The sequence below is a fragment of the Caballeronia choica genome (genome assembly GCF_001544535.1).
GTDB lineage: Bacteria > Pseudomonadota > Gammaproteobacteria > Burkholderiales > Burkholderiaceae > Caballeronia > Caballeronia choica.
In genome coordinates this window covers 1-23,116 of the sequence record NZ_FCON02000063.1, presented here as the reverse complement: position 1 = coordinate 23,116, position 23,116 = coordinate 1, and the positions used below count along the sequence as shown (strand labels likewise).

The window sequence follows — 23,116 nt, the reverse complement described above, 5'->3', positions numbered from 1 at the left end:
AGCTGGCCTCGGGCTTGACGCCCCGGCCTTGAAATGACACTCCATGAGAAGAAAACGTATGGCACTGCGTCGCACCGTGACGGCACTGCTGATGGCAGGACTTGTCACGGCGCAGGTCGCACAGGCGCAAGTGACGCTGAATTTCGTCAACGCGGATATTGATCAGGTTGCGCGCGCGATAGGCGCCGCAACCGGTAAGACGATCATCGTCGACCCACGCGTGAAGGGGCAGTTGAACCTCGTCTCGGAGAATCCGGTCCCGGAAGAGCAGGCGTTGAAGACGCTGCAATCCGCATTGCGCATGCAGGGCTTTTCGCTCGTGCAGGATCACGGCGTGCTGAAAGTCGTGCCGGAAGCCGACGCGAAGCTCCAGGGCGTGCCGACCTACGTCGGCAATGCGCCGACCGCACGCGGCGACCAGGTGATCACGCAGGTGTTCTCGTTGCACAACGAGTCGGCGAATAACCTGCTGCCGGTGCTGCGCCCGCTCATCTCGCCGAACAACACGATCGCAGCCTACCCGAGCAACAACACGCTCGTCGTGACGGATTACGCCGACAACGTGCGGCGCATCGCCGGCATCATCGCGGGCATCGACACGGCCGCCGGCCGCTCCGTCGACGTCGTGCATTTGAAGAACGCCAATGCAATCGATGTCGCCGAGCAGTTGAACAAGCTCCTCGACCCGGGCGCGGTCGGCAGCAACGATGTCACGCTCAAGGTCACCGCGACGCCCGATCCGCGCACCAATTCGCTGATGCTGCGCGCCTCCAGTTCGGCGCGGCTCGCCGCGGCGAAGCAACTGGCGCAGAAGCTCGACGCGCCGACCTCCCAGCCGGGCAACATGCACGTCGTCACGCTGCGCAACGCCGACGCCACGCGTCTCGCGAAAACGCTGCGCGGCATGCTCGGCAAGGGCGGCGGCGGCAACGATACGTCCAGCAACGGATCGAACTCGAATGCGTCGAATTCGTACAACCAGTCGTCCACGTCGACGGGCGCCGCCGGCCTGCCGCCGCTGCCGGGCGGCCTGTCCGGCGGTTCCGCCTCGGGCAGCAATCCGATGTCGGGCGGCGGCGGCACGACGAAGGACACCGGCTTCACGAACAAGGACAGCGACACCAGCGGCGACCAGCAGGGCGGCGGCATGATCCAGGCCGATGCCGCGACGAATTCCCTGATCATCACGGCGTCCGAGCCCGTGTACCGCAATTTGCGCTCGGTCATCGACCAGCTCGACGCCCGCCGCGCGCAGGTGTACATCGAGGCGCTGATCGTCGAATTGTCGGCGACGACGGGGGCGAATCTCGGCATCCAGTGGCAGGGGCTCTTGTTGTCGAACGGCGGGAACAATGGCGTGTACGGCAGCACGAGCTTCGGGTCGGCAGGCTCGAACATCGTCGACCTCACGGTCGCCGGCAATACGGCCGGGTCGAACGTGTCGGGGCTCGCGGCGGCCGCCGCGGCGCTGCCGACCGGCCTGAACGTCGGCCTGCTGCACAAGTTCGGCAATTTCTTCGGGCTCGGCGGCTTGCTGCAGGCGCTCTCGACGTCTGCCGACGCGAACATCCTCTCGACGCCGAACCTGATCACGCTCGACAACGAGGAAGCGAAGATCGTCGTCGGCCAGAACGTGCCGGTTGTCACCGGCTCTTACGCCACGCCGACCGCCAACACGGCGACCTCGGTCACCGCGTTCAATACGTTCGACCGGCGCGACGTCGGCGTGACGCTGCACGTCAAGCCGCAGATCACCGAAGGCGGCATCCTGAAGCTGCAGCTCTACCAGGAAGATTCCAGCGTCGATACCACGACGACGAACAACCCCGGCGGCGTGACGATCAACACGCGCTCGATCCAGTCGACCATCCTCGCCGACGACGGCGAAATCGTCGTGATCGGCGGCTTGATGCAGGACCAGTACAACGCGGGCAACAGCAAGATTCCGCTGCTCGGCGACATTCCGTGGATCGGCAGCCTGTTTCGGAGCGAGAACAAGACGCGCACGAAAACCAACCTGATGGTGTTCCTGCGCCCGGTGATCGTGCGCGACCAGGCGACCAGCACGCAGATCGCGACCACGCGCTACGATTATCTGCGCCAGCAGCAATACGGCTCGACGACGGATAACCGCCTCGTCAGGGACAAGGACGTCCCGATGATGCCGCCGGCGCCGATCGGGCCGAGCCAGGGCGGCGTCCCCGCGCAGAATCTCTTCAACTGGAACGACACGACGCGCTCGCCGACCGGCAGCACGACGCTGCCGCAGGACCCGAACGCGGCGCAGGCGCCGCAGGGCGCGCAGCAGGTTCCGCCGGACAACAACGGCGTGAGCAACTACGCGGTGCCGAACAACTCGGTGCCGGGCACGCCGCTCAATAGCGGCGCGGGAGCGCGGCCGTGAACACCGTGAGCGCGCCTGCGGGCCATGCCGGCACGAATGCCACGGGCAGCGGCATCCCGTCGCCGCTCGCGGCGCGCCTCGTGCCGTACGGCTTCGCGCGCACCGGGCAGATTCTCGTCGCGCATCAGCACGCGGACAGCATCGAAGTCTGGATCAGCGACCGCACGAGCGACGCGGCGCTTGCCGAAGTCGCCCGCAATTTCGGCGCGCTCACCGTCGTGCGCGTGCCCGCCGACGAACTGGCCGCCGCGATCAACTCGGCGTATGCGCGCAACGACGGCAGCGCGGCGCAGGTCGTGGGCGAAGTGGAAGGCGAAGTCGATCTGTCGCGGCTGATGCAGGACATCCCGGAAATCGAGGACCTGCTCGAATCGGAAGACGACGCGCCGATCATCCGCATGATCAACGCGCTGCTCACGCAGGCCGCGCGCGAGCAGGCGTCGGATATCCACATCGAACCGTTCGAGAACGCGTCGGTCGTGCGGTTTCGCGTCGACGGCACGTTGCGCGACGTCGTGCGTCCGAAGAAAGCGCTGCATGGCGCGCTGATCTCGCGGATCAAGATCATGGCGCAACTCGACATCGCGGAGAAGCGGCTGCCGCAGGACGGGCGGATCACGCTGCGCGTCGGCGGGCGGCCGGTCGACGTGCGGGTGTCGACGCTGCCGACCGGCCACGGCGAGCGCGCGGTGCTGCGTCTGCTGGAAAAGGACGCGCAGCGCCTGAATCTCGAAAAGCTCGGCATGGCGCGCGACACGCTGGTCGACTTCGACAAGCTGATCGGCCGCCCGCACGGCATCGTGCTCGTGACCGGCCCGACCGGCTCCGGCAAGACGACCACGCTGTACGCCGCGATGTCCCGGCTGGAAACGACCACCACCAACATCATGACGGTGGAGGACCCGATCGAATACGACTTGTCCGGCATCGGCCAGACGCAGGTGAACGAGCGCATCGGCATGACGTTCGCGCGCGCGTTGCGCTCGATCCTGCGGCAGGACCCGGACATCATCATGATCGGTGAAATCCGCGACCTCGAAACCGCGCAGATCGCGGTGCAGGCGTCGCTGACCGGTCACCTCGTGCTCGCGACGCTGCACACGAACGACGCGGCGTCCGCCGTCACGCGTCTCACCGACATGGGCGTCGAGCCGTATCTGCTGGCTTCGTCGCTGCTTGGCGTGCTGGCGCAGCGGCTCGTGCGCCAGTTGTGCCCGGTGTGCAAGGAAGAGCGCATCGAGGGCGGCGTGAAGCACTGGCATCCGGTCGGCTGCGAGCGTTGCGGGCAATCGGGCTACACGGGGCGTCGCGGCGTCTACGAACTGCTGCTCGTCGACGACGGGCTGCGTCCGCTGATCCACCGCAACGCCGCCGACGCCGAGATTCTCGCCGCCGGCCGCGCGCAGGGCATGCGCACGCTGCGCGAAGACGGCAACCGCTGGCTCGAGACGGGCGTGACCTCGCTCGAGGAAGTGCTGCGCGTGACGGGCGGGGAGTAACGCGATGCCGGCGTTCCGATTCGAAGCGATCGACCAGGCGGGCAAGACGCAAAAAGGCGTGCTCGATGCCGACAGCGCCCGCTCCGCGCGCGGCCATCTGCGCACGCAAGGGCTGACGCCGCTCGTCGTCGAGCCGGCCGGCAGCCGCACGCGCGGCGAGCGCCAGCACCGGCTGTCGCTCGGACGACGGCTTTCGCAGCGCGAGCAGGCGATTCTCACGCGCCAGCTCGCCAGCCTCCTGATCGCGGGCTTGCCGCTCGGCGAGACGCTCGCGGTGCTGACCGAGCAGTCGGAGCGCGACTACATCCGCGAACTGATGGCCGCGATCCGCGCCGAAGTTCTCGGCGGGCATTCGTTCGCGAACGCGCTCGAGCAGCATCCGCGCGACTTTCCCGAGATTTATCGCGCGCTGGTGGCGGCCGGTGAACACACCGGCAAGCTCGGACTCGTGCTGTCGCGTCTCGCCGACTACATCGAGCAGCGCAACGCGCTGAAGCAAAAGATCGTGCTCGCGTTCACCTATCCGGCGGTCGTCACGGTGATCGCGTTCGGCATCGTCACGTTCCTGTTGAGCTACGTCGTGCCGCAGGTCGTGAACGTGTTCGCCAGCACCAAGCAGTCGCTGCCGTTCCTCACCATCATGATGATGGCGCTCTCCGGCTTCGTGCGCAGCTACTGGTGGGCGGTGCTGATCGGCGTCGTGCTGGTCAGCTGGATCGTGAAGCGCATTCTCGCGCGGCCCGGCCCGCGCACGGCATTCGACCGGTGGCTGCTCACCGCGCCGCTCGTCGGCAAGCTCGTGCGCGGCTACAACACCGTGCGTTTTGCAAGCACGCTCGCGATCCTGACCGCCGCCGGCGTGCCGATCCTGCGCGCGCTGCAGGCGGCCGGCGAAACGCTCAGCAACAAGGCGATGCGCGCAAACGTCGACGACGCGATCGTGCGCGTGCGCGAAGGCACGTCGCTGTCGCGCGCGCTCGGCAATACGAAGACGTTTCCGCCGGTGCTCGTGCACCTGATCCGCTCGGGCGAAGCGACCGGCGACGTCACCACGATGCTCGACCGCGCGTCCGAAGGCGAAGCGCGCGAACTGGAACGCCGCACGATGTTCCTGACCAGCCTGCTCGAACCGCTGCTGATCCTCGCGATGGGCGGCATCGTGCTGGTGATCGTGCTGGCCGTGATGCTGCCGATCATCGAACTGAACAATCTGGTGCAGTAATGAACGCCCTGCAAACCCGCCTCCTGACGCTCGCCGCGCTGGCTCTTTTCTGCGTGACGCTGACTTACTGGATCGTTACGCTGACCTCGCGCCAGACCGCGCCGCTGCCGGCCGCGGAGGCGGCGCGCGCGCCGTCGGTCGAGCAGGCCGCGACGATCTTCGGCGGACAACTGCAACGGCAGGCCAACCAGGACGTGCATCTGTTCGGCATCCTGGCGCTGGGCCACGGCGCGGCGGCGATCGTCAGCTACGGCGGCGAGCCGGCGCGCGCGGTCTCGCTCGGCGGGCCGCTCACGCAAGGCGTGAAGCTTTCGGAAGTGCGCGCGCGCTCGATCATCATCGACCGGAACGGCGCGAAATCGGAGGTGTTCCTGCCCCAGAACCCGCCCGGCCCGACGATTTACGTGCGCTGACCGGGTTCGGTCAAGGCGTTTGAAAGCAGGCGCCGCGCAGACCTATAGAATGCTTTCCTGCCCGCGCGGCAAAACCGGCGTGGGACTTTTCACCGGCGCATCGGGCGCCCTTCGAACGAACAACATCTTCATCGAAACGAGGTAGTAGTCATGCAAATGTGGACGAAACGCCGCATGGAACTTTCGACGGCGCAGGCACGCCGCCAACGCGGGTTCACGTTGATCGAAATCATGGTGGTGATCGCGATTCTCGGCATTCTCGCCGCGCTGATCGTGCCGAAGATCATGAGCCGCCCGGACGAGGCGCGTCGCGTCGCGGCCAGGCAGGACATCGGCACGATCATGCAGGCAATGAAGCTGTATCGCCTCGACAACGGCCGCTATCCGACCCAGGAGCAGGGCTTGCGCGCGCTCGTCGAAAAGCCGTCGACCGATCCGGTTCCGAACAACTGGAAGGACGGCGGCTATCTCGAGCGCCTGCCGAACGATCCGTGGGGCGGCCAGTATCAGTACCTGAATCCGGGCGTGCATGGCGAAATCGACGTGTTCAGCTACGGCGCCGACTCCAAGGCGGGCGGCGAGGGCAACGATGCCGACGTCGGCTCCTGGCAGTAAGCCAGCATCGAGCGAGCGGGTGTGAGTGAGAGTGAGTGAGCGAGAGTGAGTGAACGGCACAGGCCCATCCGCGTGACAGTCACAAGCAGGGCGCTTTCGCACGCGAAAGCGCGGGCTCAAGGCGGCTTCACGCTACTGGAAATGCTGGTCGTGCTGGTGATCGCGGGCCTGCTCGTGTCGCTTGCCTCGCTGCAACTCACGCGCAACCCGCGCACCGATCTCAACGAAGAGGCGCAGCGCCTCGCGCTCCTCTTCGAATCCGCCGGCGACGAAGCGCAGGTGCGCGCGCGGCCGATCGCGTGGCAACCGCTCGATGGCGGCTTTCGCTTCGACGTGCGCACCGACGACGGCTGGCGCCCGTTGCGCGACGACCTGTTTCGCGCGCGCCGCTGGGAAGGCGGCGTGACCGGCGTGACGATCCAGTTTGCCGGCACCGACAAGTCGGTCGGACGGCTCGTGTTCGGCACGGAAGCGATCGATACGCCGATGGAAGTCACGCTCGTGTCGCCCGCTGGCCGCGCGACGGTCTTCGGGACCGGCAACGGCCGCTATCAGGTGCGCTGATGGAAGCCCGCCAAGCCCCCCGTTCTCCTTCGCCCCGTCCGCGCGGCTTTACGATGATCGAAGTGCTGATCGCGCTCGCGATCATCGCGATTGCGCTGGCGGCGTCGCTGCGAGCGGTCGGCGCGCTCGCGACCGGCGAGGCGGACCTGCATCGTCGGCTGCTCGCGGGCTGGAGCGCCGACAATGAACTCGCGCAAATGCGCCTGTCGCATAGGTGGCCCGAGATCGGCTCGCGCAGTTTCGATTGCTCGCAGGGGAATCTGCGGCTCGTCTGCACGCAGCGCGTGAGCGCGACGCCGAATCCGATTTTTCGCCGCGTCGAGATGTTCGTCGCGACGCCGGGGCGCCCCGGCAATCTCGCGCAGATGGTGACGGTGGTGGCGAATGAAACGAATCGTTCGCTCTGAGCGGCGCGCTCGCGGCTTCACGCTGATCGAAATGCTGATCGCCATCGCGATCCTGGCGGTGATCGCGGTGTTGTCGTGGCGCGGGCTCGACCAGGTGATCCGCGGGCGTACGGCGATCACGAACGCGATGGAGGACGAGCGCGTCGTCGCGCAGCTTTTCGACCAGATGCGCATCGACGCGCGCCAGGCCGCGAGCGACGACGAAACCGGCCAGACGGCGATTTCGATTCGCGGCAACGGCTTGCAGATCGTGCGCGGCATGTTCGCGCCGGGCGTGGCGCCGCGCTTGCAGGTGGTGCGCTACCGGCTGTCGGGCGGGCGCATCGTGCGTTTCGCGTCGCCGCCGCTGGCGAACGTGGGCGAAGTGCGCCGCGGGCTTTCGGCGAGCGACAGTTCAGACGGCTGGAGCGCGGTGCCGCTGATGGGCGGCGTGACGTCGTTCGCGGTGCGCGTCTACATTCCGCAGAAAGGCTGGACGATGCAGATGGGCGATGTCGTCTCGAAGCTCACGGAGAACGACAACAACCTGAAAGTGCCGCAACTCGGCGGCGCGCCGCTCGAGCGCGCCGTCACCGGCATCCAGGTCGCGGTCGGCGCGCCGAACCTCCAGACGCCGCTCACGCGCGTCTTCCTGGTCGGGGAATGACGATGCGCGCCTCTTCGCTTTCTCCGTCCACCGGGAACCAGCGTGGCGTCGCGATCATCAGCGCGCTGCTGGTGGTCGCGCTGTCGGCGATTCTCGTGTCGGGCATGCTGTGGCGGCAGGAAGTGCAGATCCGCCGCATCGAGAACCAGCGGCTGCTCGCGCAGGCGAACTGGATTTCGCGCAGCGCGCTCGACTGGACGCGGCTGATCCTGCGCTCGGAAGCCGATACGTCGCCGACCGTCACGTATCTCGGCGGTGTCTGGGGCGTGCCGATCGCGAAGACGCGGCTCTCGGATTTCCTCGGCCAGATCGGCGAGGTGCGCGCGGAGCAGGGCGCGCAGACGTATCTGTCGGGATCGATCGAGGATGCGCAAGCGAAGTTCAACCTGCGCAATCTCGTCTCGACGCCGGCGCCCGGCGTGCTGACGATCAACGCCGAGCAGATTGCGTCGTTCCAGCGGCTGCTTGCGCTGCTCGGGCTGAACGGGTCGCTGGCGAAGACGACGGCGCTGCAGATTCGCGCGGGCCTCGCGCAATCGGCGACGCGCTTCCAGACGCAATCGACGACGACGGCCTCGACGCCGCAATCGGTCATGACCCAGATTGCGCAGGGCGGCGGCACCGGCGGCGGCAATTTCACCGACGATCCCGGCCTGAAGGACGCCGACAGCAACGCGCCGGTCGCGCCGCTACAGGCGATCACCGTCGATTCTCTGCTCGACGTGCCCGGCTTCACGCCGGAAGCGGTGGAGCGGCTGCGCCCGTTCGTCACCGTGCTGCCGACCACGACGGCCGTCAACATGAACACGGCGCCAGCGGAAGTGATCGCGGCGGTGGTGCAGGGCATGAATCTCTCGCAGGCGCAGGCGTTCGTCGCGCGCCGCGAGACGGTGTTTTTCCACGACGTCGGCAACGTCCAGCTCGCGCTGAACGGCGCGGGCGTGCAGGCGGTGTCGATCGATCCGAACCTGCTCGACGTGACGACGCGCTATTTCCTGATCCACGGGCGCATCGAGCACGAACGCGCGCAAGTGGACCGCACGACCCTGATCTATCGCGATCCGACGACGCATACGACACGCATCGTCTATGTTCGCGACCAGAATTGAACGTACGCATGGTTGAAAGTTTGAACGTCCAACGATGAGAGAGAGCGGCCTTTGAGCACACTGATCGTCCTACTCCCGCCGCGCGATCCGGCGGTGCGCTCGGAAGAGTGGCAATTGCCGGAACTGCCGTTCCTGCTCGTCGACAAGCGCGGCGAGACGCAGCGCGCCGGCCGCGCTGCGCTCGGGCTTTTGCCGCGCGCGAGCGCGACGGTGCTGATCGTCGCCGCGCGCGACTTGCTGCTGCTGGCGACGCCGCTGCCGCCGCTCAAGGCGCAGAAGCTCCGGCAGGCGCTGCCGAACGTCGTCGAGGATCAGCTGATCCAGGACCCGCAGACGTGTCACATCGCCGTCGATCCCGTGGCGCTCGAAGGCGGACGGCGCGTGCTGGCGGTGATCGATCGCGGCTGGTTCCGCTTCGTGCTGAGCGCGTTCGCGAGCAGCGGGCATCGCAGCGTGAAGGCCGTCCCGGCGATGCGCTGCCTGCCGGCGCTCGCGGCCGTCGAAGGCGAGCCGCCGGTGCCGGAGCCGTTCATCGCCGCCGTGCTCGGCGAGGTCGTATCGACCGCGCCCGCGTTGATCGGCGACGTCGCGGCGCGGGTCGAGCCGCTTGAGACACTCACGCCCTCGGCGCCGCTCGTCGAAATCGCGATTGCGCGCGGCGAGCACTCGGCGCTCGGCGAAGGCTTGGCGCTTCCCGCCGACGCCGTCATGCCCACGCTGACCGCGCTCGCGGGCGACCGTCCCGGCGCACTGTATTCGCTCGCCGGCGTGCCGGGCGCCGAGCCGCGTCTCGCCGCCGCCAGCAGCCGGTACAAGGGCGCGCAGCCGCTTGCCTTCGAGGCGCTCGCGCGCAACGCGCTCGCGTGTCGCTTCGACCTGTGCCAGTTCGAATTCGCCGCGCAGCCGTGGCGCCTCGACCGCGCGACGATGCGGCGTCTGCGCGTGCCGATCGCGCTGGTGGCGGCGTCGGTCGTCGTGTCGGTCATCGGGGTCAACGCGCAGTGGCTGCAGCTTGCCCGCCAGCGCGACGCGATCAACGCGCAGATGACCGAACTGCTGCTCAACGCGTTCCCGAAAACCACCGTCGTGCTCGACGCCCCCGACCAGATGTCGCGCCAGCTCGAACGGCTGAGGGTCGCGGCGGGCGAGCTTTCGCCGACGGATTTCCTGTCTCTCGCCGACGGCCTCGCGCGCTCGCTCGGGCCCGTGCCGGTGAACGGCATCGCCGGGCTCGACTATCGCGATCGCCGGCTGGAAGTGACGTTCAAGCCCGAAACGAAGGTCGATCCCGACCTGCAGAAGCGCCTCACGGCCAACGGCCTGAGCGGCGCGATCGACAGCAATACCGGCAAATGGACGATCAGGAGCGGTCAGTGAAAAAGCAAATCGGCGATCTCTGGGCCGAATTCTGGGACGGCCGCACGCAACGCGAAAAGACGCTGCTGATGTGGGGCGGGCTCGTGGCCGCCATCGCGCTCGTGTATCTCGTGCTGTGGGCGCCGGCTTACGAAGGGCGCGCGCGGTTGCGGGAGAACCTGCCGGTCATGCAGCGCCAGCTCGCGCAGATGACCGCGCAGGCCAACGAGGCGCGCTCGCTCGCGGGAACTGTCGAAGGCGTGATGCCGACGGGCGGCGCGCTGAAGGATGCGCTCGCCAAGTCGCTCGCCGACAACGGCATGCAGCCGGCGCAGGTCCAGGTGATCGGCGCGGCGGTGCAGATCCAGTTGAAGAACGCGTCGTTTCCCGAGTGGACGATGTGGCTCGACGACGTGCGCAAGCTCTACAAGGTGCAGGTGGCCGAGGCGCACATTCAGGCGCTCAAGCCCGACGGTCAGGTCGACCTGACCGCGTCGCTGCAACCGGCCAGCCCGAAATGAGCTATTGGACGCGCCGCGCGCGCGCCGGTTTGCCGCCTGTGATCGTCGCGGCCGTGTCGGTATGCGCCACGTTGCTGGTCATGCTGCCGGCCGCCTGGATCGTGCCGCAGTTCGCGAAGTCGACCGCCGGGCACGTGAATCTCGTCGATCCGGCCGGGTCGCTCTGGCACGGCTCCGCCACGCTGATGCTGGCGGCGGGATCGGACGGCAGCGGTGCGATGCTGTTGCCGGGGCGCGTCGAGTGGCGGACGGCGTTCTGGCCGCTCGTCACCGGCCGCGTGCGCATGGTCATGCGCCAGACGCAGGCGATGCCCGATGCCGTCACCGTCGACGCCTCGCTACGTGGCTCGACGATGACGCCGGGTGAGATCGTCGTGCCCGCCGCGCTGCTGTCGGGTCTCGGCGCGCCGTTCAATACGCTCGATATCGACGGCAACGTGCGGCTTTCGTGGACCGACTGGCGCGTGCTCGGGCGCAATGCCTACGGGCAGTTGACCGTGACGCTCGATGACATCGGTTCGCGGGTGTCGCGTGTGAAGCCGCTGGGGTCGTATCGGGTGGTGGTGCAGGCGTTGGGTTCGTCGGCGACGATCGATCTTGCGACGGCCAAGGGGCCGCTGATGCTCGACGGGCACGGCACGCTGTCGCAGGAATCGACTTCGTTTCGCGGCTCGGCGAGCGCCGCGCCCGAAGCCCGCGAGAATCTCGCGGGATTGCTCAACCTGCTTGGGCGGCACACGGACCCGAATACGGTCGCGCTCGTGTTGACGCGCTGAATTCAGACGCCGTAGGGACTACAGCCCCAACACGCCCGGCAAGCGGCCGTCAGGCCCGTAAAAACCCGACTTCGCCGGCGCGACGCGCAATGCAGCGAGCGCGCGGCGGTTGTAGTCCATCCGGGTATGGATCAGCACGCCGTTATTGTTGTTCGCCTGCTTGGCGCGCGTGGCGGCGGCGCGTAGCAGCTTCCACGGCTCGACGAGCCGTTCTTCCTTCGTCACCGCCGATTCCATCCCGGCGAAACCGCCTGGAAACCCGAGCGCGGCAAGCTGCGCGTCGCGCTGCTTCTCAAGTCCGGCGATCCGTTCGGTCAATGCGGTTTTCTGCTCGATGATGGACGGCAGCGTTTCCAGCGGCGATGCCGCGATCAGCGCTTTCTCTTCGAAGGCCAGCAGCGACTCGAACGCCTCGACGGCGGCGATTTCATCGATAACAGTGGCAAGCAGGGCGTCTTTCATGTCGACTCGCTAAAACGCTCGACCGCGACAACGCGGTCAGGGTCTAAAAAAAGCCGCCCGGCGACACCGTCGGAGACGATGCGAAAGCGTTCGCTGTGCCTCTGGGAGCACGTGAGAAACGCCTTTCTCAGCCGCCGGTCGGCGGGGTTTTCGATTGCAGCAGGTCGCGCGCGGTGCCGAGAATGCCGTCGGCGATCTTGCCTGAGTCGATCTTCAGACTGCCGTCGCGAATCGCTGCCTTGATCGATTCGACTTTTGCCGTGTCGATGTCCGCCGCGTTCGACGTACGCAAGTCCGTCGACAACGGCGACAAGCTCACCGTCGATTCCGGCACGCCGTTCGTGCCCGACTGCTGCGTGCTGCTCACGGCACCCTTCGCATCCGCCTGCGACGCGCGTTGCGCACCTTCCTGAAGGGCCACGAGACTGGTGTTGCTATTCGAATCGATTTTCACGATGTGCATTCCCGAACGAGTTGATCCCTTTATCGGCGGGTCGATGTAAAAACTTTACCCCACCTCATGTCCGGGAGTCGGCCTGCCGGGTACTTCCGCCCGCTCAGCCTTGCTGGGCCTGGCTTTAAGGCAATTGCAACAAATTGCAACAAGTGCGTGGTGCCGCACAATTGGCGGCGCCGCGCGGCAAATCACAGCCGGATTTCCACCGTCTGGCTGTCCTTCACGATGCCGGTGATGATCTGTCCGGCGGACGTTTTCACGCGCACCTGCTGGCCGGGCGCCGCGTTGTTCATCGCGCTGCCTTCGGCCGAAATGGAGAAGCCGGAACCATCGGCGACGACGTGCACGTTCTGTCCGATCGCCACCGACGACGCGCCGCGCAGCATGTCAGTGCGCAGCGGCAGGCCGGCCGGGACGCGCGAGAGCGCGACCGCGCCGACGGCCTGTGTCGGATCGGTGACGATGGCTTGCGGCATGGTCGTCAGGTCGCCGTCGCGGGCGATCAGGTCGGCGCTCGTCAGTACTTCGCCCGGCGCGATGGCGCGGGCGGCGAGGTAATAGGTCGCGTTGATCGAGATGCGCACCTGCACGTAGAGCGTCCACGGACGCTCGCCCGTGCAGCGCACGCCGACGGTCGTGCGGCCCCAGAGCCGCGCGCCGGTCGGCATGAACGGATCGAGCGATACGCAGGGCGCGAGTCCGCGCGGGAAAACCGGCGTCACGGTGATTTCCGGCTTGCCGGGAAGGCCGGCCGTTTGCTGCTGCACGAAGGCGAGCGCGGCGGCGCGGATCGATTCGCCGTCTTGTGCGGTGGTTGCGGTTGCCGGTTGCGCCGTGGACGCAGGCGCGGTGCGCGCCGCTACGGGGGCGGCCGGTGCAGCGGCGATCGGGCGGGCCGCAACGGCGCGGGTAAGGGGCGCCGCGCTTTCCGGAGCGACGACGACCGGTATCACATCGCGCGCGGTGGAGGCCGGGATCGGCCGGGTCGCGGCGATGCTCGCGCTTTCGGGTGCGCCCGCCACGGGCGTCGTTGCCGGCGAGTTCCGCACGCGCGGCAGGCCCGTTGCTCCGGCGAGGTTCGGATTCGTCACTGCGTTTGACGTGGCCGGGGCGTTCTTGCCTTCGCCCGGACCCGGAATGGTGATCATCCCGCTGGCATCCGTAGCCGGCTTCTGCGCGGCCGAGGCGTTCTTTACTTCACCCGGACCCGGAATGACGATCATCCCGCTCGCATTCGACATGGAGTCGTCGGCGGCGTCGGCGTGGGCGTCGAGGGCGCGCGCTGCGCTCTGCATCGCGGCATCGGCGGCGGTGGAAGCGGCCGCGTAGCCGCGCGGACGTGGCGTACTCAAACCAGAAGCACCCGACGCACCCGATGCCCCCGCCCCACCCATCATCCCCGCGCTTTTCGCCATCCCCGCGACCGCTGCCGGATTCGTTTCAGTGTTGCCGGGAATCATGATCGGCCCGTCGTCCTGCTGAGCGAACGCATTACCCGCGATGCCCGCGATGCCGAACGCCAGCGCCACGCCACCCGCCACCGAAAACATCGAACGGCTTGCCGCACGGTGCGCGGCGCGACCCGAGGCCACCTTGGCGTCTGAAGCCCTGGACCTGCTCATTACTTCTCTCCCTGGCACAAACGGCCAAACCGGGTTCATCGAATCCATCGCGGCGTCGCTCCATTGCTGCCAATGCGGAACGCGAGCCACGAGATGAATTCTAGATATCGCCCGCCACGCTCAAGCCCCGAATAGAGGCCCGCTTCCCCGGTTATTCGTCAGATTGCATCTTGCACTGCGTTCGTAAGATGCATGTCATGCAAAAAGGTCTCGCGAGCCGTATCGCAGCGGGACCTGAAACGCCAGAGGAGCAAACCGGGATGCTAGACAAACTCGACAAGGAATTTGCGTTCGGCCGCGAAGCGCTCGACGTCCGCGCATATCGGCAGGAACTGCTGTCGTCGAATATCGCCAACGCCGACACGCCAGGCTACAAGGCCCGCGACGTCGACTTCGCCAGCTCGCTGGCGGGCGCACTGAAGAAAGCCGGCGGTGCGGGCGCGGGCGCCGCGGGGTCGAACGCGGCGCCGCTCGCGATGGCGCAGCCCGTCAGCGTGTCGAGCGGCATGTCGATGGCCGCGACTTCCGCCCGCCACATGTCCGGCACGTCGACGCTGAACGCGACCGGCGGCTCGGCCGACGACTACGGCCGTCTCGCGTACCGCGTGCCGAACCAGCCGTCGCTCGACGGCAACACGGTCGATCTCGACTCGGAACGCGTCCAGTTCGCCGACAACGCGCTGCACTTCGAAGCCGGCATGACGGTGCTGTCGTCGCAGATCAAGTCGATGCTCTCGGCGATCACGTCGAACACCTGAGCGTAAAAGGTCGAAAGGAGAACCCATGCCATCCCTGATGAACATTTTCAACGTCGCCGGCTCGGCCATGTCCGCGCAGGCGCAGCGCCTGAACGTGACCGCCTCGAACCTCGCGAACGCCGACAGCACGACCGGCCCCGACGGCCAGCCGTACAAGGCGAAACAGGTCGTGTTCGCGGTCGATCCGCTCGGCGGCGCGCGCACGGCTTCCGGCCAGCAGGTCGGCGGCGTGCAGGTGACCGGCGTGATCGACGACCCGACGCCGATGAAGACCAGCTACGACCCGACCAACCCGGCGGCGAACCCGGACGGCTACGTGACGCTGCCGAACGTCGATCCGGTGCAGGAAATGGTCAACATGATTTCCGCGTCGCGTTCGTATCAGGCAAACGTCGAGACGCTCAACACCGCCAAGCAGCTGATGCTCAAGACCCTGACGATCGGCACCTGACACCAAGGACTACCCCAATGACCACCAGCACCACGATCGGCAGCAACGGCACCACGGTGTCGCAGACGCTGCTCGACACCATGAACGGCACTTCTTCTTCGTCCTCGGCGTCCTCGTCGACGTCGAAGACCGGCGCGCAGTCGGCGTCGGACTTGCAGAACACGTTTCTCACACTGCTCGTGACGCAGTTGAAGAACCAGGACCCGACCAACCCCGCCGACAGCTCGCAGATGACCTCGCAGCTCGCGCAGATCAACACGGTGACGGGCATCGGCCAGTTGAACACGTCGCTCACTTCGCTCGCGACGCAACTGTCCGCCGGCCAGTCGACGCAGGCCGCGCTGCTGATCGGCTCGACCGTGCTCGCGCCGGGCAGCGACGTGTCGGTGTCGAAGGGCACGGCGTCGAGCTTCGGCGTGCAGCTCGCCAACGACGTGAGCGACCTGAATCTCGTCGTGAAGAACTCGTCGGGCCAGATCGTCAACACGATCAAGCTCGGCGCGCAGTCGGCCGGCGTGGTGCCGGTCACCAACTGGACGCCGACCGACACCAACGGCGCAACGCTTCCCGATGGCAGCTACACGATCACCGCGCAAGGCACGATCAACGGCGCCGCGGCCACGGCACCGACGCTTTCCGCTTCGCAGGTGCAAAGCGTCGTGCAGCAGACGGATGGCACGCCGGGCCTCAAGCTCGCGAACGGCAAGACGGTCGGCCTGACGAGCGTCGCGTCGATCCTGTAACACCACCTCAATCGAATTCAACGAATTTCTGAAGCGGAGACCGTCATGGGTTACCAGCAGGCTTTGAGCGGATTGTCGGGCGCATCGAGCGACCTCGACGTCATCGGCAACAACATCGCGAATGCGAACACCGTGGGCTTCAAGCAAGGCCAGGCGCAGTTCGCGGACATCTACGCCGGTTCGATGGCCACGGCCGTCAACAACCAGATCGGCATCGGCTCTCGTCTCTCGGAAGTGCAGCAGCAGTTCTCGCAAGGCACGATCACGACGACCAACCAGGCGCTCGATGTCGCGATCAACGGCAACGGTTTCTATCAGTTGTCGAACAACGGCTCGACCGTGTACTCGCGCAATGGCGTCTTCCACCTCGACGACACCGGCAAGATCGTCAACAGCTCGGGCCTGCAACTGATGGGCTATGCGGCGGACTCGAAAGGCATCATCAACAGCGCGAGCACTGTGCCGCTGACCGTGCCGACGTCGAACATCGCACCCGCGGCGACCAAGAACGTCACGGCCGCGTTCAACCTGAATTCGCAGGACACGGTTCCGACCAATGCCTTCAGCGTCAGCGATGCGACGAGCTACAACGCGTCGACCTCCGTCGATACGTACGACTCGCTCGGCGGCACGCAGAAAGTGTCGGTCTACTTCGTGAAGAACTCGACCGGTTCGTGGAACGCGTACGCGGGCTACGGCGACCCGGTCCAGCCGGTGCCGGCGACCGCGCCCTCGACCGCGACGGACGGCCTGATCGGCACGGTGCAGTTCGACACGTCGGGCAACATGACCTCGACCAGCAAGTTCTCGTTCTCGATCCCGAACGGCGCGGACGGCGGCGCGACCAACCAGACGATGACGATGGACTTCAGCGGCACGACGCAGTACGGCGCGAAGAGCGGCGTCACGAACGTGGTGCAGGACGGCTACACGTCCGGTGAACTGACGGGCTTCTCGGTGAACACCGACGGCACGCTGACCGGCAACTATTCGAACGGCAAGACGCAGTCGCTCGGGCAGGTCGCGCTTGCGAACTTCAACAACCAGAACGGTTTGCAGAACCTCGGCGGCAACGTGTACGCGCAAACGGCCGCCTCCGGCGCGCCGCAGGTGTCGGTGCCCGGCTCGACCAATCACGGCACGCTGCAAGGCGGCGCGGTGGAGAACTCGAACGTCGACTTGACGAGCGAACTCGTGAACCTGATCACCGCGCAGCGCAACTACCAGGCGAACGCGCAGACGATCAAGACGCAGCAGACCGTCGACCAGACGCTCATCAACCTGTAATACGCACGGCTGATTTCATCGCCGATACGAGAGAGCCATTCATGGACCGTCTGATCTACACCGCGATGACGGGCGCCTCGCAGGCGCTCGAGCAGCAGAGCGTGGTGGCCAACAACCTCGCGAACGCATCGACGACGGGCTTTCGCGCGCAACTCGCCGCGTTCCGCTCGGTGCCGATGTCGTTCGAGAACGAAGCCGCCGATGGCACCACGCGCACCTTCGTGCTGTCCTCGACGCCCACCGCCGACTATTCGGCGGGGCCGGTCCAGCAGACCGGCAATCCGCTCGACGTCGCGATCCAGGGTCCGGGCTGGCTCTCCGTGCAGGCCGCCGACGGCAGCGAGGCCTACACCCGCGCAGGCAATCTTCATGTCGACCAGAACGGTCAGCTCGTCACGGCGAACAACCTGCCGGTGCTCGGCAACGGCGGACCGCTGTCCGTGCCGCCGGGCGCCGAAGTCACGATCGGCAAGGACGCCACGGTGTCCGCGCTGATCCCCGGCGACCCGCCCACGGCAATTGCGGTCGTCGATCAGTTGAAGCTCGTGAATCCCGATCCGGCGACGCTCTCGCGCAGCGACGACGGCCTCTTTCGCACCGCGGACGGCGATCCGGCCGAGGCTGATCCAAACGTTGTCGTGGCGCCGGCGTCGCTGGAAGGCAGCAACGTGAACCCGGTCGCGGCGATGGTCTCGATGATCACCAACGCGCGGCAGTTCCAGATGCAGACGAAGCTGATGGAATCGGCGGACCAGAACGACCAAGCGGCCAACAAGCTGCTCAATTTCAGCTAGGCAGCTTAAACAGGACATCATCATGAATCGCTCTCTTTACATCGCCGCGACCGGCATGAACGCCCAGCAGTCGCAGATGGACGTGATTTCGAACAACCTCGCCAACGTGAGCACGAACGGCTTCAAGGGCTCGCGCGCGGTGTTCGAAGACTTGCTGTATCAAACGGTGCGCCAGCCGGGCGCGAACTCGACGCAGCAGACCGAACTCGCCTCCGGCAGCCAGCTCGGCACCGGCGTGCAGCAGGTCGCGACCGAACGCCTCTACACGCAGGGCAACCTGCAGCAGACCGGCAACTCGAAGGACGTCGCGATCAACGGCCAGGGCTTCTTCCAGGTGACGATGCCCGACGGCACGACCGCCTACACCCGCGACGGCTCGTTCCAGACCAATGCGCAGGGCCAGCTCGTCACGTCGAGCGGCTATCAGGTGAACCCGGCCATCACGATTCCGCAGAATGCGACGTCGATGACGATCGGCTCGGACGGCACGGTCTCGATCACGCAACCGGGCAATACGGCGAACGTGACGGTCGGCGCAATCCAGCTCGCGACCTTCATCAACCCGGCCGGCCTCGATGCGCGCGGCGAGAACCTGTTCTCCGAGACCGGTTCGTCGGGTGCGCCGAACGTCACGCAACCGGGCCTGAACGGCGCCGGCTCGCTGCAGCAGGGCTATGTGGAAGCATCGAACGTCAACGTCGTGCAGGAACTGGTCAACATGATCCAGACCCAGCGCGCGTATGAAATCAACAGCAAGGCCGTGACCACGTCCGACCAGATGCTGCAGACGCTTTCGCAGATGCAGGTTTGAGGCTTCGCTTCGAGCCTCGCACGACCGCAAGACCAGACGGACCATAGAGATGTCGCCAATCCATACCATTGCCCGGGTTTCCCGCATCGCCACGGCGCTCGCGCTCAGCGCAACGTTCGCCGCGTGCGGCCTCCTGCCGAAAGAGCCGATCACGGCGCAGCCGATGACGGCCCGTCCGCCCGCGCCGCCGCTCAACTCGCAGTCGCCCGGCGCGATCTACAACGCGGGCTACGCAGGCCGGCCGCTGTTCGAGGACCAGCGTCCGCGCAATGTCGGCGACATCCTGACCATCGTGATCTCGGAGAACGTCAACGCGACCAAGTCGTCGGCGGCGAATACGAATCGCGCGGGCAACGGAGCGTTCGCGGTGCCGATCTCGCCGGGCGTTTTCGGCGGGCTCTTCAACAACACGAACCTTTCGGCGTCGGGCTCGAACAAGTTCAGCGCGACCGGCGGCGCGAGCGCGGCCAACACCTTCAGCGGCACGCTGACGGTCACCGTCACCGGCGTGCTGCCGAACGGCAACCTGCAGGTGAGCGGCGAAAAGCAGATGCTCATCAACCAGGGCAACGAATTCGTGCGCTTCTCCGGCGTCGTCAATCCGACGACCATCTCCGGCAGCAACACGGTCTTCTCGACCCAAGTCGCGGACGCGAAGATCGAGTACTCGGCGAAGGGCTATATCGACGAAGCGGAGAACATGGGCTGGCTGCAACGCTTCTTCCTCAACCTGGCGCCGCTCTGATCATGAATCTCCTTACCCGACTCATCGCCATCGGACTCGCCGCGCTCGCAGTTGCCGCGCTGCTTCCCGAGCGCGCACACGCCGAGCGCCTGAAGGACCTCGTCTCGTTCCAGGGCGTGCGCGACAACCCGCTGCTCGGCTACGGCCTGGTGGTCGGCCTCGACGGCACCGGCGACCAGACGATGCAGACGCCGTTCACGACGCAAAGCCTGACCAACATGCTCGGCAACCTCGGCATTACGCTGAACGCCGCGACCACGCAGAACATGCAGTTGAAGAACGTCGCCGCCGTGATGGTGACCGCGACGCTGCCACCGTTCGCGCGTCCGGGCGAAGCGATCGACGTGACGGTTTCGTCGCTCGGCAACGCGAAGAGCCTGCGCGGCGGCACGCTGCTGATGGCGCCGCTCAAGGGCGCCGACGGCCAGGTCTACGCGATGGCGCAGGGCAATCTCGTGGTCGGCGGTGCGGGCGCGAGCGCGAACGGCAGCAAGGTGCAGGTGAACCAGCTTGCGGTCGGACGCATCTCGGGCGGTGCGATCGTCGAGCGCGCGGTGCCGAACGCCGTCACGCAGGCGGGCGGCACGATGCAGATGGAACTGCGCGAAATGGACTTCGACACGACGCAAAAGATCGTCGCGGCCGTGAACAACCAGTTCGGCATGGGCACGGCGCTCGCGCTCGACGGCCGCACGATCCAGTTGCGCGCGCCCGAGGATTCTTCGCAGCAGGTGTCGTTCATGGCGCAGCTGGAGAACATCGACGTGCGTCCTTCGCAGGCCGCCGCCAAGGTGATTCTGAACGCGCGCACCGGCTCGATCGTGATGAACCAGATGGTCACGCTGCAAAACTGCGCGGTGGCGCACGGCAACCTGTCGGTCGTCATCAACACGCAGACGGCGGTCAGCCAGCCGGGTGCGTTCTCGAACGGCCAGACGGTCGCGGCAAAGCAGTCGCAGATCCAGTTGAAGCAGGACACGGGCGCGCTCAAGATGCTGTCGGCGGGTGCCAATCTCGCGGACGTCGTGAAGGCGCTCAACGCGCTCGGCGCGACGCCGGCGGACCTGATCTCCATTCTGCAATCGATGAAGGCGGCGGGCGCGTTGCGCGCCGACCTCGAAATCATTTAAGGACGGCAGCCCATGAACTCGAACGCGAGCGGTATCGCCAGCAATGCACTGGCATCCACCGACACGAGCGGCAACATCGGCAACCTGTCGAATCGTTTTGCACTCGACGTGCAGGGCTTCGACGCCATGCGCGCGCAGGCGAACGCCTCGCCGCAACAGGGGCTGAAGGCGGCGGCCAAGCAGTTCGACGCCGTCTTCACGCAGATGATGCTCAAGAGCATGCGCGACGCGACCCCGTCGGACAGCCCGTTCGACTCGAACGAAAGCAAGTCTTTCACGTCGATGCTCGACCAGCAGTTGTCGCAGCAGATGACGTCGAAGGGAATCGGCGTCGCGGACATGATGCTCAAGCAGTTGATGCGGACTGCGGGCGGCGCGGGTGCGTCGGGTGCCGCGGGTGCGGCGGGCGCAGCGGGCGCTTTGGGCACGTTGGGCGCGGACGGCGACAGCAGCGCGAACGCCGGCAACCTCGCGGCGATGAACGCGATGGCGAAGGCCTACGCGAACGCGGCGGCGTCAAAAGGCAAGTCGCTGCAGTCGGGCGCGGGCTACGGCGCGAACAGCGCGCTGGAGCCACCCGCGCGCGGCAACGGCTCCGACTCGGTGAACGCATTCGTCGACCGGCTCGCGGTGCCGGCGCAGGCCGCGAGCGCCGCGACCGGCATTCCGGCGCGCTTTATCATCGGCCAGGCGGCGCTGGAATCGGGCTGGGGCAAGCGCGAGATCAAGCACGCGGACGGCTCGTCGAGCCACAACATCTTCGGCGTCAAGGCGACGAAGGACTGGACCGGCCGCACCGTCAACGCGACGACGACCGAATATGTGAACGGCCAGCCGAAGAAGGTCGTCGAGCGCTTCAGGGCCTACGATTCGTATGAGGATGCACTGACGGATTACGCGAGCGTGTTGAAGAACAATCCGCGCTACGCGCCGGTCGTCCAGGCGTCGCGCGACGCCGCCGGTTTCGCGCACGGCATGCAGAAAGCCGGCTACGCGACGGACCCGCAGTACGCGAAGAAGCTGATTTCGATCATGCGTCAGATTGTTTGATCGCCGCCAATGCATGCCTCCCCATCGCCACGATGGGTGCGACGATTGCTTTATTTCGGCGGGGCGATAATGGTTTTGATTGAACGAAGCGCAGTGGGAGACGCAACGAAGCGTGGTCATGTAGGAAGAAATGACTTCGCTGCGCGCCGGCCGACCGCGCCACAGCGGGCATGGAAAAGCGTCTCGCGGGACCTGGAAAAGCAAACGTTTCCGTCGGCTGGATTGAAGGACAGGAAATTTTTCGCGGCGAACCCTAAATTTTTCTCCGCGCTTGCCGCTAATACGAATACCGAAGTGCCGGATCGACATGATCCGGTTCGACGCGCGACGCCGGCAACCGTGGCGGCGCGCGAGCAAAACGAACACGGCTCGCACCATGAATAATCATCAGACGCACGACCAAGACGTTGCAGACGACACCAGGCCCGCCGCCCCGGTCGATTTCGGCCGGAGCAATCCGCTCGAAATCGGCGTGTCGCTGCGCAACCTCGCCAACCGCGGCGATTTCCTGACGGCCGAGTATCACGGCGGCCAGATCGTCACCCGTCTCCTCGACGTCGATGTGACCGCCCACACGTTCATCTTCGACTGGGGCGGCGTCGCCGAGCAGAACGCCGAGGTGCTCGCCGCGCCCAAGCTGATCTTCCACGCGGCGCCGGACGGCGTGCGCGTCGAGTTCTCGACCACCACCGCGCGCCGGACGACGTTCGACGGCCGTCCGGCTTTCGAAGCCGACTTTCCCGCGGTGCTGTACTACATGCAGCGGCGCGAGTATTTCCGCGTCGAGGCGCCGGTGCTCGACCCGTATATTTGCTGCGGCGAACTGCCGGACGGCGAGCGCTTTCGCTTCGAGGTGCACGATCTGTCGTTGGGCGGCGTTGCGTTGCGCACGATGGATGACCGCGTCGCGAGTCTGGCGATGGGCGTCACGCTGCATGATGTCGAACTGCATTTCAGCACGCCGGGGAAGGTGACGCTTGATCTCAAGCTTGTGTCGCATCGGCAGTCGGCGACTTCGAAGGGCGACCGGCGCTATACCCTCGGGTTCAAGTTCGCTTCGATGCCGGGATCGGCGGAGAACACGCTGCAACGGCTCATCACGCAACTCGAGATGAAGCGGCGGTCATTGGTCAGGTAAGGGAGGGGGGTGTACACCGTTTGATGCGCTCAGGCTTCTATGGAACTTGTTTTGTTTTCGGTTTATTAGCTCTGCCCCTGTCCGGGGCGGGACTCACTTTCTTTGCTGCTGCAAAGAAAGTAAGCAAAGAAAGCAG

General features: G+C 66.3%; 26 protein-coding genes. 23 read left to right on the top strand and 3 right to left on the bottom strand.

The window, feature by feature from the left end:
- The first annotated feature begins 58 nt into the window (after positions 1–58).
- From gspD to AWB68_RS24540, 12 genes are all read left to right on the top strand, one after another.
- Positions 59–2,404: a type II secretion system secretin GspD gene (gspD, locus tag AWB68_RS24595; protein WP_087646955.1), complete on the top strand. Its 2,346-nt coding sequence runs from the start codon at positions 59–61 to the stop codon at positions 2,402–2,404.
- Positions 2,405–2,409: 5 nt separating this feature from the next.
- Positions 2,410–3,903, top strand: a complete 1,494-nt coding sequence (gene gspE, locus AWB68_RS24590) for a type II secretion system ATPase GspE (protein ID WP_087646974.1) — start codon at positions 2,410–2,412, stop codon at positions 3,901–3,903.
- 4 nt (positions 3,904–3,907) lie between these two features.
- Positions 3,908–5,125, top strand: coding sequence for a type II secretion system inner membrane protein GspF (gene gspF / locus AWB68_RS24585; RefSeq protein WP_087646954.1), 1,218 nt, complete (start codon positions 3,908–3,910; stop codon positions 5,123–5,125).
- Positions 5,125–5,538: a general secretion pathway protein GspC gene (locus tag AWB68_RS24580; protein ID WP_087646953.1), complete on the top strand. Its 414-nt coding sequence runs from the start codon at positions 5,125–5,127 to the stop codon at positions 5,536–5,538. The genes gspF and AWB68_RS24580 overlap by 1 nt, the downstream gene beginning before the upstream one ends.
- Positions 5,539–5,688: 150 nt before the next feature.
- Complete coding sequence (gspG, locus tag AWB68_RS24575) at positions 5,689–6,153, top strand: type II secretion system major pseudopilin GspG (RefSeq protein ID WP_087646952.1); 465 nt, start codon at positions 5,689–5,691, stop codon at positions 6,151–6,153.
- A 72-nt stretch (positions 6,154–6,225) separates the two neighbouring features.
- Positions 6,226–6,717 carry a GspH/FimT family pseudopilin gene (locus AWB68_RS24570; protein ID WP_235028483.1) on the top strand — a complete coding sequence of 164 codons (492 nt, stop codon included), beginning with the start codon at positions 6,226–6,228 and terminating at the stop codon, positions 6,715–6,717.
- Positions 6,717–7,124, top strand: coding sequence for a type II secretion system minor pseudopilin GspI (gspI, locus tag AWB68_RS24565; RefSeq protein ID WP_087646950.1), 408 nt, complete (start codon positions 6,717–6,719; stop codon positions 7,122–7,124). Before AWB68_RS24570 ends, gspI begins: the two co-directional genes overlap by 1 nt.
- Entirely contained in the window at positions 7,102–7,770 is a 669-nt protein-coding gene (locus tag AWB68_RS24560; RefSeq protein ID WP_087646949.1) for a prepilin-type N-terminal cleavage/methylation domain-containing protein, read from the top strand. The genes gspI and AWB68_RS24560 overlap by 23 nt, the downstream gene beginning before the upstream one ends.
- On the top strand, positions 7,767–8,879 hold the full coding sequence (gene gspK, locus AWB68_RS24555; RefSeq protein ID WP_087646948.1) for a type II secretion system minor pseudopilin GspK: 1,113 nt from the start codon (positions 7,767–7,769) through the stop codon (positions 8,877–8,879). Before AWB68_RS24560 ends, gspK begins: the two co-directional genes overlap by 4 nt.
- 51 nt (positions 8,880–8,930) lie before the next feature.
- Positions 8,931–10,256 (top strand): type II secretion system protein GspL, encoded by a 1,326-nt coding sequence (gene gspL, locus AWB68_RS24550; protein ID WP_087646947.1) that lies wholly within the window; start codon positions 8,931–8,933, stop codon positions 10,254–10,256.
- Positions 10,232–10,756, top strand: a complete 525-nt coding sequence (locus AWB68_RS24545; protein ID WP_374729602.1) for a type II secretion system protein M — start codon at positions 10,232–10,234, stop codon at positions 10,754–10,756. The genes gspL and AWB68_RS24545 overlap by 25 nt, the downstream gene beginning before the upstream one ends.
- Positions 10,753–11,532, top strand: coding sequence for a type II secretion system protein N (locus AWB68_RS24540; RefSeq protein WP_087646945.1), 780 nt, complete (start codon positions 10,753–10,755; stop codon positions 11,530–11,532). Before AWB68_RS24545 ends, AWB68_RS24540 begins: the two co-directional genes overlap by 4 nt.
- 18 nt (positions 11,533–11,550) lie before the next feature.
- Here AWB68_RS24540 and AWB68_RS24535 read toward each other — a convergent pair whose 3' ends face one another.
- From AWB68_RS24535 to flgA, 3 genes are all read right to left on the bottom strand, one after another.
- Positions 11,551–11,994 (bottom strand): flagellar protein FlgN, encoded by a 444-nt coding sequence (locus AWB68_RS24535; protein WP_087646944.1) that lies wholly within the window; start codon positions 11,992–11,994, stop codon positions 11,551–11,553.
- A 127-nt stretch (positions 11,995–12,121) separates the two neighbouring features.
- The gene (gene flgM, locus AWB68_RS24530) at positions 12,122–12,448 is read right to left on the bottom strand and encodes a flagellar biosynthesis anti-sigma factor FlgM (RefSeq protein ID WP_087646973.1); all 327 of its coding nucleotides are present in this window, start codon (positions 12,446–12,448) and stop codon (positions 12,122–12,124) included.
- Between the two features lie 191 nt (positions 12,449–12,639).
- Positions 12,640–14,073, bottom strand: coding sequence for a flagellar basal body P-ring formation chaperone FlgA (flgA, locus tag AWB68_RS24525; RefSeq protein ID WP_087646943.1), 1,434 nt, complete (start codon positions 14,071–14,073; stop codon positions 12,640–12,642).
- A 260-nt stretch (positions 14,074–14,333) separates the two neighbouring features.
- Here flgA and flgB point away from each other — a divergent pair, with 260 nt between their 5' ends.
- The 11 genes from flgB (at position 14,334) to AWB68_RS24475 (ending at position 22,980) form a co-directional block, all read left to right on the top strand.
- Positions 14,334–14,831 (top strand): flagellar basal body rod protein FlgB, encoded by a 498-nt coding sequence (gene flgB, locus AWB68_RS24520; protein ID WP_087646942.1) that lies wholly within the window; start codon positions 14,334–14,336, stop codon positions 14,829–14,831.
- A gap of 25 nt (positions 14,832–14,856) precedes the next feature.
- Positions 14,857–15,282 (top strand): flagellar basal body rod protein FlgC, encoded by a 426-nt coding sequence (flgC, locus tag AWB68_RS24515; protein WP_087646941.1) that lies wholly within the window; start codon positions 14,857–14,859, stop codon positions 15,280–15,282.
- A 17-nt stretch (positions 15,283–15,299) separates the two neighbouring features.
- Entirely contained in the window at positions 15,300–16,025 is a 726-nt protein-coding gene (locus AWB68_RS24510; RefSeq protein WP_087646940.1) for a flagellar hook assembly protein FlgD, read from the top strand.
- A gap of 45 nt (positions 16,026–16,070) precedes the next feature.
- Positions 16,071–17,312, top strand: coding sequence for a flagellar hook protein FlgE (gene flgE, locus AWB68_RS24505; protein WP_087646939.1), 1,242 nt, complete (start codon positions 16,071–16,073; stop codon positions 17,310–17,312).
- 41 nt (positions 17,313–17,353) lie between these two features.
- Complete coding sequence (flgF, locus tag AWB68_RS24500; protein ID WP_087646938.1) at positions 17,354–18,106, top strand: flagellar basal-body rod protein FlgF; 753 nt, start codon at positions 17,354–17,356, stop codon at positions 18,104–18,106.
- A 22-nt stretch (positions 18,107–18,128) separates the two neighbouring features.
- Positions 18,129–18,917, top strand: a complete 789-nt coding sequence (flgG, locus tag AWB68_RS24495; RefSeq protein ID WP_087646937.1) for a flagellar basal-body rod protein FlgG — start codon at positions 18,129–18,131, stop codon at positions 18,915–18,917.
- Between the two features lie 49 nt (positions 18,918–18,966).
- Positions 18,967–19,662, top strand: coding sequence for a flagellar basal body L-ring protein FlgH (locus AWB68_RS24490; RefSeq protein ID WP_087646936.1), 696 nt, complete (start codon positions 18,967–18,969; stop codon positions 19,660–19,662).
- 2 nt (positions 19,663–19,664) lie between these two features.
- Positions 19,665–20,792, top strand: coding sequence for a flagellar basal body P-ring protein FlgI (locus tag AWB68_RS24485; RefSeq protein WP_087646935.1), 1,128 nt, complete (start codon positions 19,665–19,667; stop codon positions 20,790–20,792).
- A gap of 12 nt (positions 20,793–20,804) precedes the next feature.
- Entirely contained in the window at positions 20,805–21,842 is a 1,038-nt protein-coding gene (gene flgJ / locus AWB68_RS24480) for a flagellar assembly peptidoglycan hydrolase FlgJ (protein WP_087646934.1), read from the top strand.
- A 69-nt stretch (positions 21,843–21,911) separates the two neighbouring features.
- A complete protein-coding gene (locus AWB68_RS46800; RefSeq protein WP_125483026.1) occupies positions 21,912–22,226 on the top strand; it encodes a hypothetical protein in 315 nt (104 codons plus the stop codon).
- Positions 22,219–22,980, top strand: coding sequence for a flagellar brake protein (locus tag AWB68_RS24475; RefSeq protein ID WP_087646972.1), 762 nt, complete (start codon positions 22,219–22,221; stop codon positions 22,978–22,980). Before AWB68_RS46800 ends, AWB68_RS24475 begins: the two co-directional genes overlap by 8 nt.
- Positions 22,981–23,116 lie beyond the last annotated feature (136 nt).

Bases quoted from the DNA above. Each gene is read 5' to 3' on its own strand.
- gspG (WP_087646952.1), top strand. From the start codon at position 5,689: ATGCAAATGTGGACGAAACGCCGCATGGAACTTTCGACGGCGCAGGCA.
- AWB68_RS24540 (WP_087646945.1), top strand. From the start codon at position 10,753: ATGAGCTATTGGACGCGCCGCGCGCGCGCCGGTTTGCCGCCTGTGATC.
- gspF (WP_087646954.1), top strand. From the start codon at position 3,908: ATGCCGGCGTTCCGATTCGAAGCGATCGACCAGGCGGGCAAGACGCAA.
- gspK (WP_087646948.1), top strand. From the start codon at position 7,767: ATGACGATGCGCGCCTCTTCGCTTTCTCCGTCCACCGGGAACCAGCGT.
- AWB68_RS24580 (WP_087646953.1), top strand. From the start codon at position 5,125: ATGAACGCCCTGCAAACCCGCCTCCTGACGCTCGCCGCGCTGGCTCTT.
- flgJ (WP_087646934.1), top strand. From the start codon at position 20,805: ATGAACTCGAACGCGAGCGGTATCGCCAGCAATGCACTGGCATCCACC.
- flgE (WP_087646939.1), top strand. From the start codon at position 16,071: ATGGGTTACCAGCAGGCTTTGAGCGGATTGTCGGGCGCATCGAGCGAC.
- flgA (WP_087646943.1), bottom strand. From the start codon at position 14,073: ATGAGCAGGTCCAGGGCTTCAGACGCCAAGGTGGCCTCGGGTCGCGCC.
- flgG (WP_087646937.1), top strand. From the start codon at position 18,129: ATGAATCGCTCTCTTTACATCGCCGCGACCGGCATGAACGCCCAGCAG.
- gspI (WP_087646950.1), top strand. From the start codon at position 6,717: ATGGAAGCCCGCCAAGCCCCCCGTTCTCCTTCGCCCCGTCCGCGCGGC.
- AWB68_RS46800 (WP_125483026.1), top strand. From the start codon at position 21,912: ATGGTTTTGATTGAACGAAGCGCAGTGGGAGACGCAACGAAGCGTGGT.
- AWB68_RS24510 (WP_087646940.1), top strand. From the start codon at position 15,300: ATGACCACCAGCACCACGATCGGCAGCAACGGCACCACGGTGTCGCAG.
- gspD (WP_087646955.1), top strand. From the start codon at position 59: ATGGCACTGCGTCGCACCGTGACGGCACTGCTGATGGCAGGACTTGTC.
- flgF (WP_087646938.1), top strand. From the start codon at position 17,354: ATGGACCGTCTGATCTACACCGCGATGACGGGCGCCTCGCAGGCGCTC.
- AWB68_RS24545 (WP_374729602.1), top strand. From the start codon at position 10,232: ATGGACGATCAGGAGCGGTCAGTGAAAAAGCAAATCGGCGATCTCTGG.
- AWB68_RS24560 (WP_087646949.1), top strand. From the start codon at position 7,102: ATGAAACGAATCGTTCGCTCTGAGCGGCGCGCTCGCGGCTTCACGCTG.
- AWB68_RS24485 (WP_087646935.1), top strand. From the start codon at position 19,665: ATGAATCTCCTTACCCGACTCATCGCCATCGGACTCGCCGCGCTCGCA.
- AWB68_RS24535 (WP_087646944.1), bottom strand. From the start codon at position 11,994: ATGAAAGACGCCCTGCTTGCCACTGTTATCGATGAAATCGCCGCCGTC.
- flgC (WP_087646941.1), top strand. From the start codon at position 14,857: ATGCCATCCCTGATGAACATTTTCAACGTCGCCGGCTCGGCCATGTCC.
- flgB (WP_087646942.1), top strand. From the start codon at position 14,334: ATGCTAGACAAACTCGACAAGGAATTTGCGTTCGGCCGCGAAGCGCTC.
- AWB68_RS24490 (WP_087646936.1), top strand. From the start codon at position 18,967: ATGTCGCCAATCCATACCATTGCCCGGGTTTCCCGCATCGCCACGGCG.
- AWB68_RS24475 (WP_087646972.1), top strand. From the start codon at position 22,219: ATGAATAATCATCAGACGCACGACCAAGACGTTGCAGACGACACCAGG.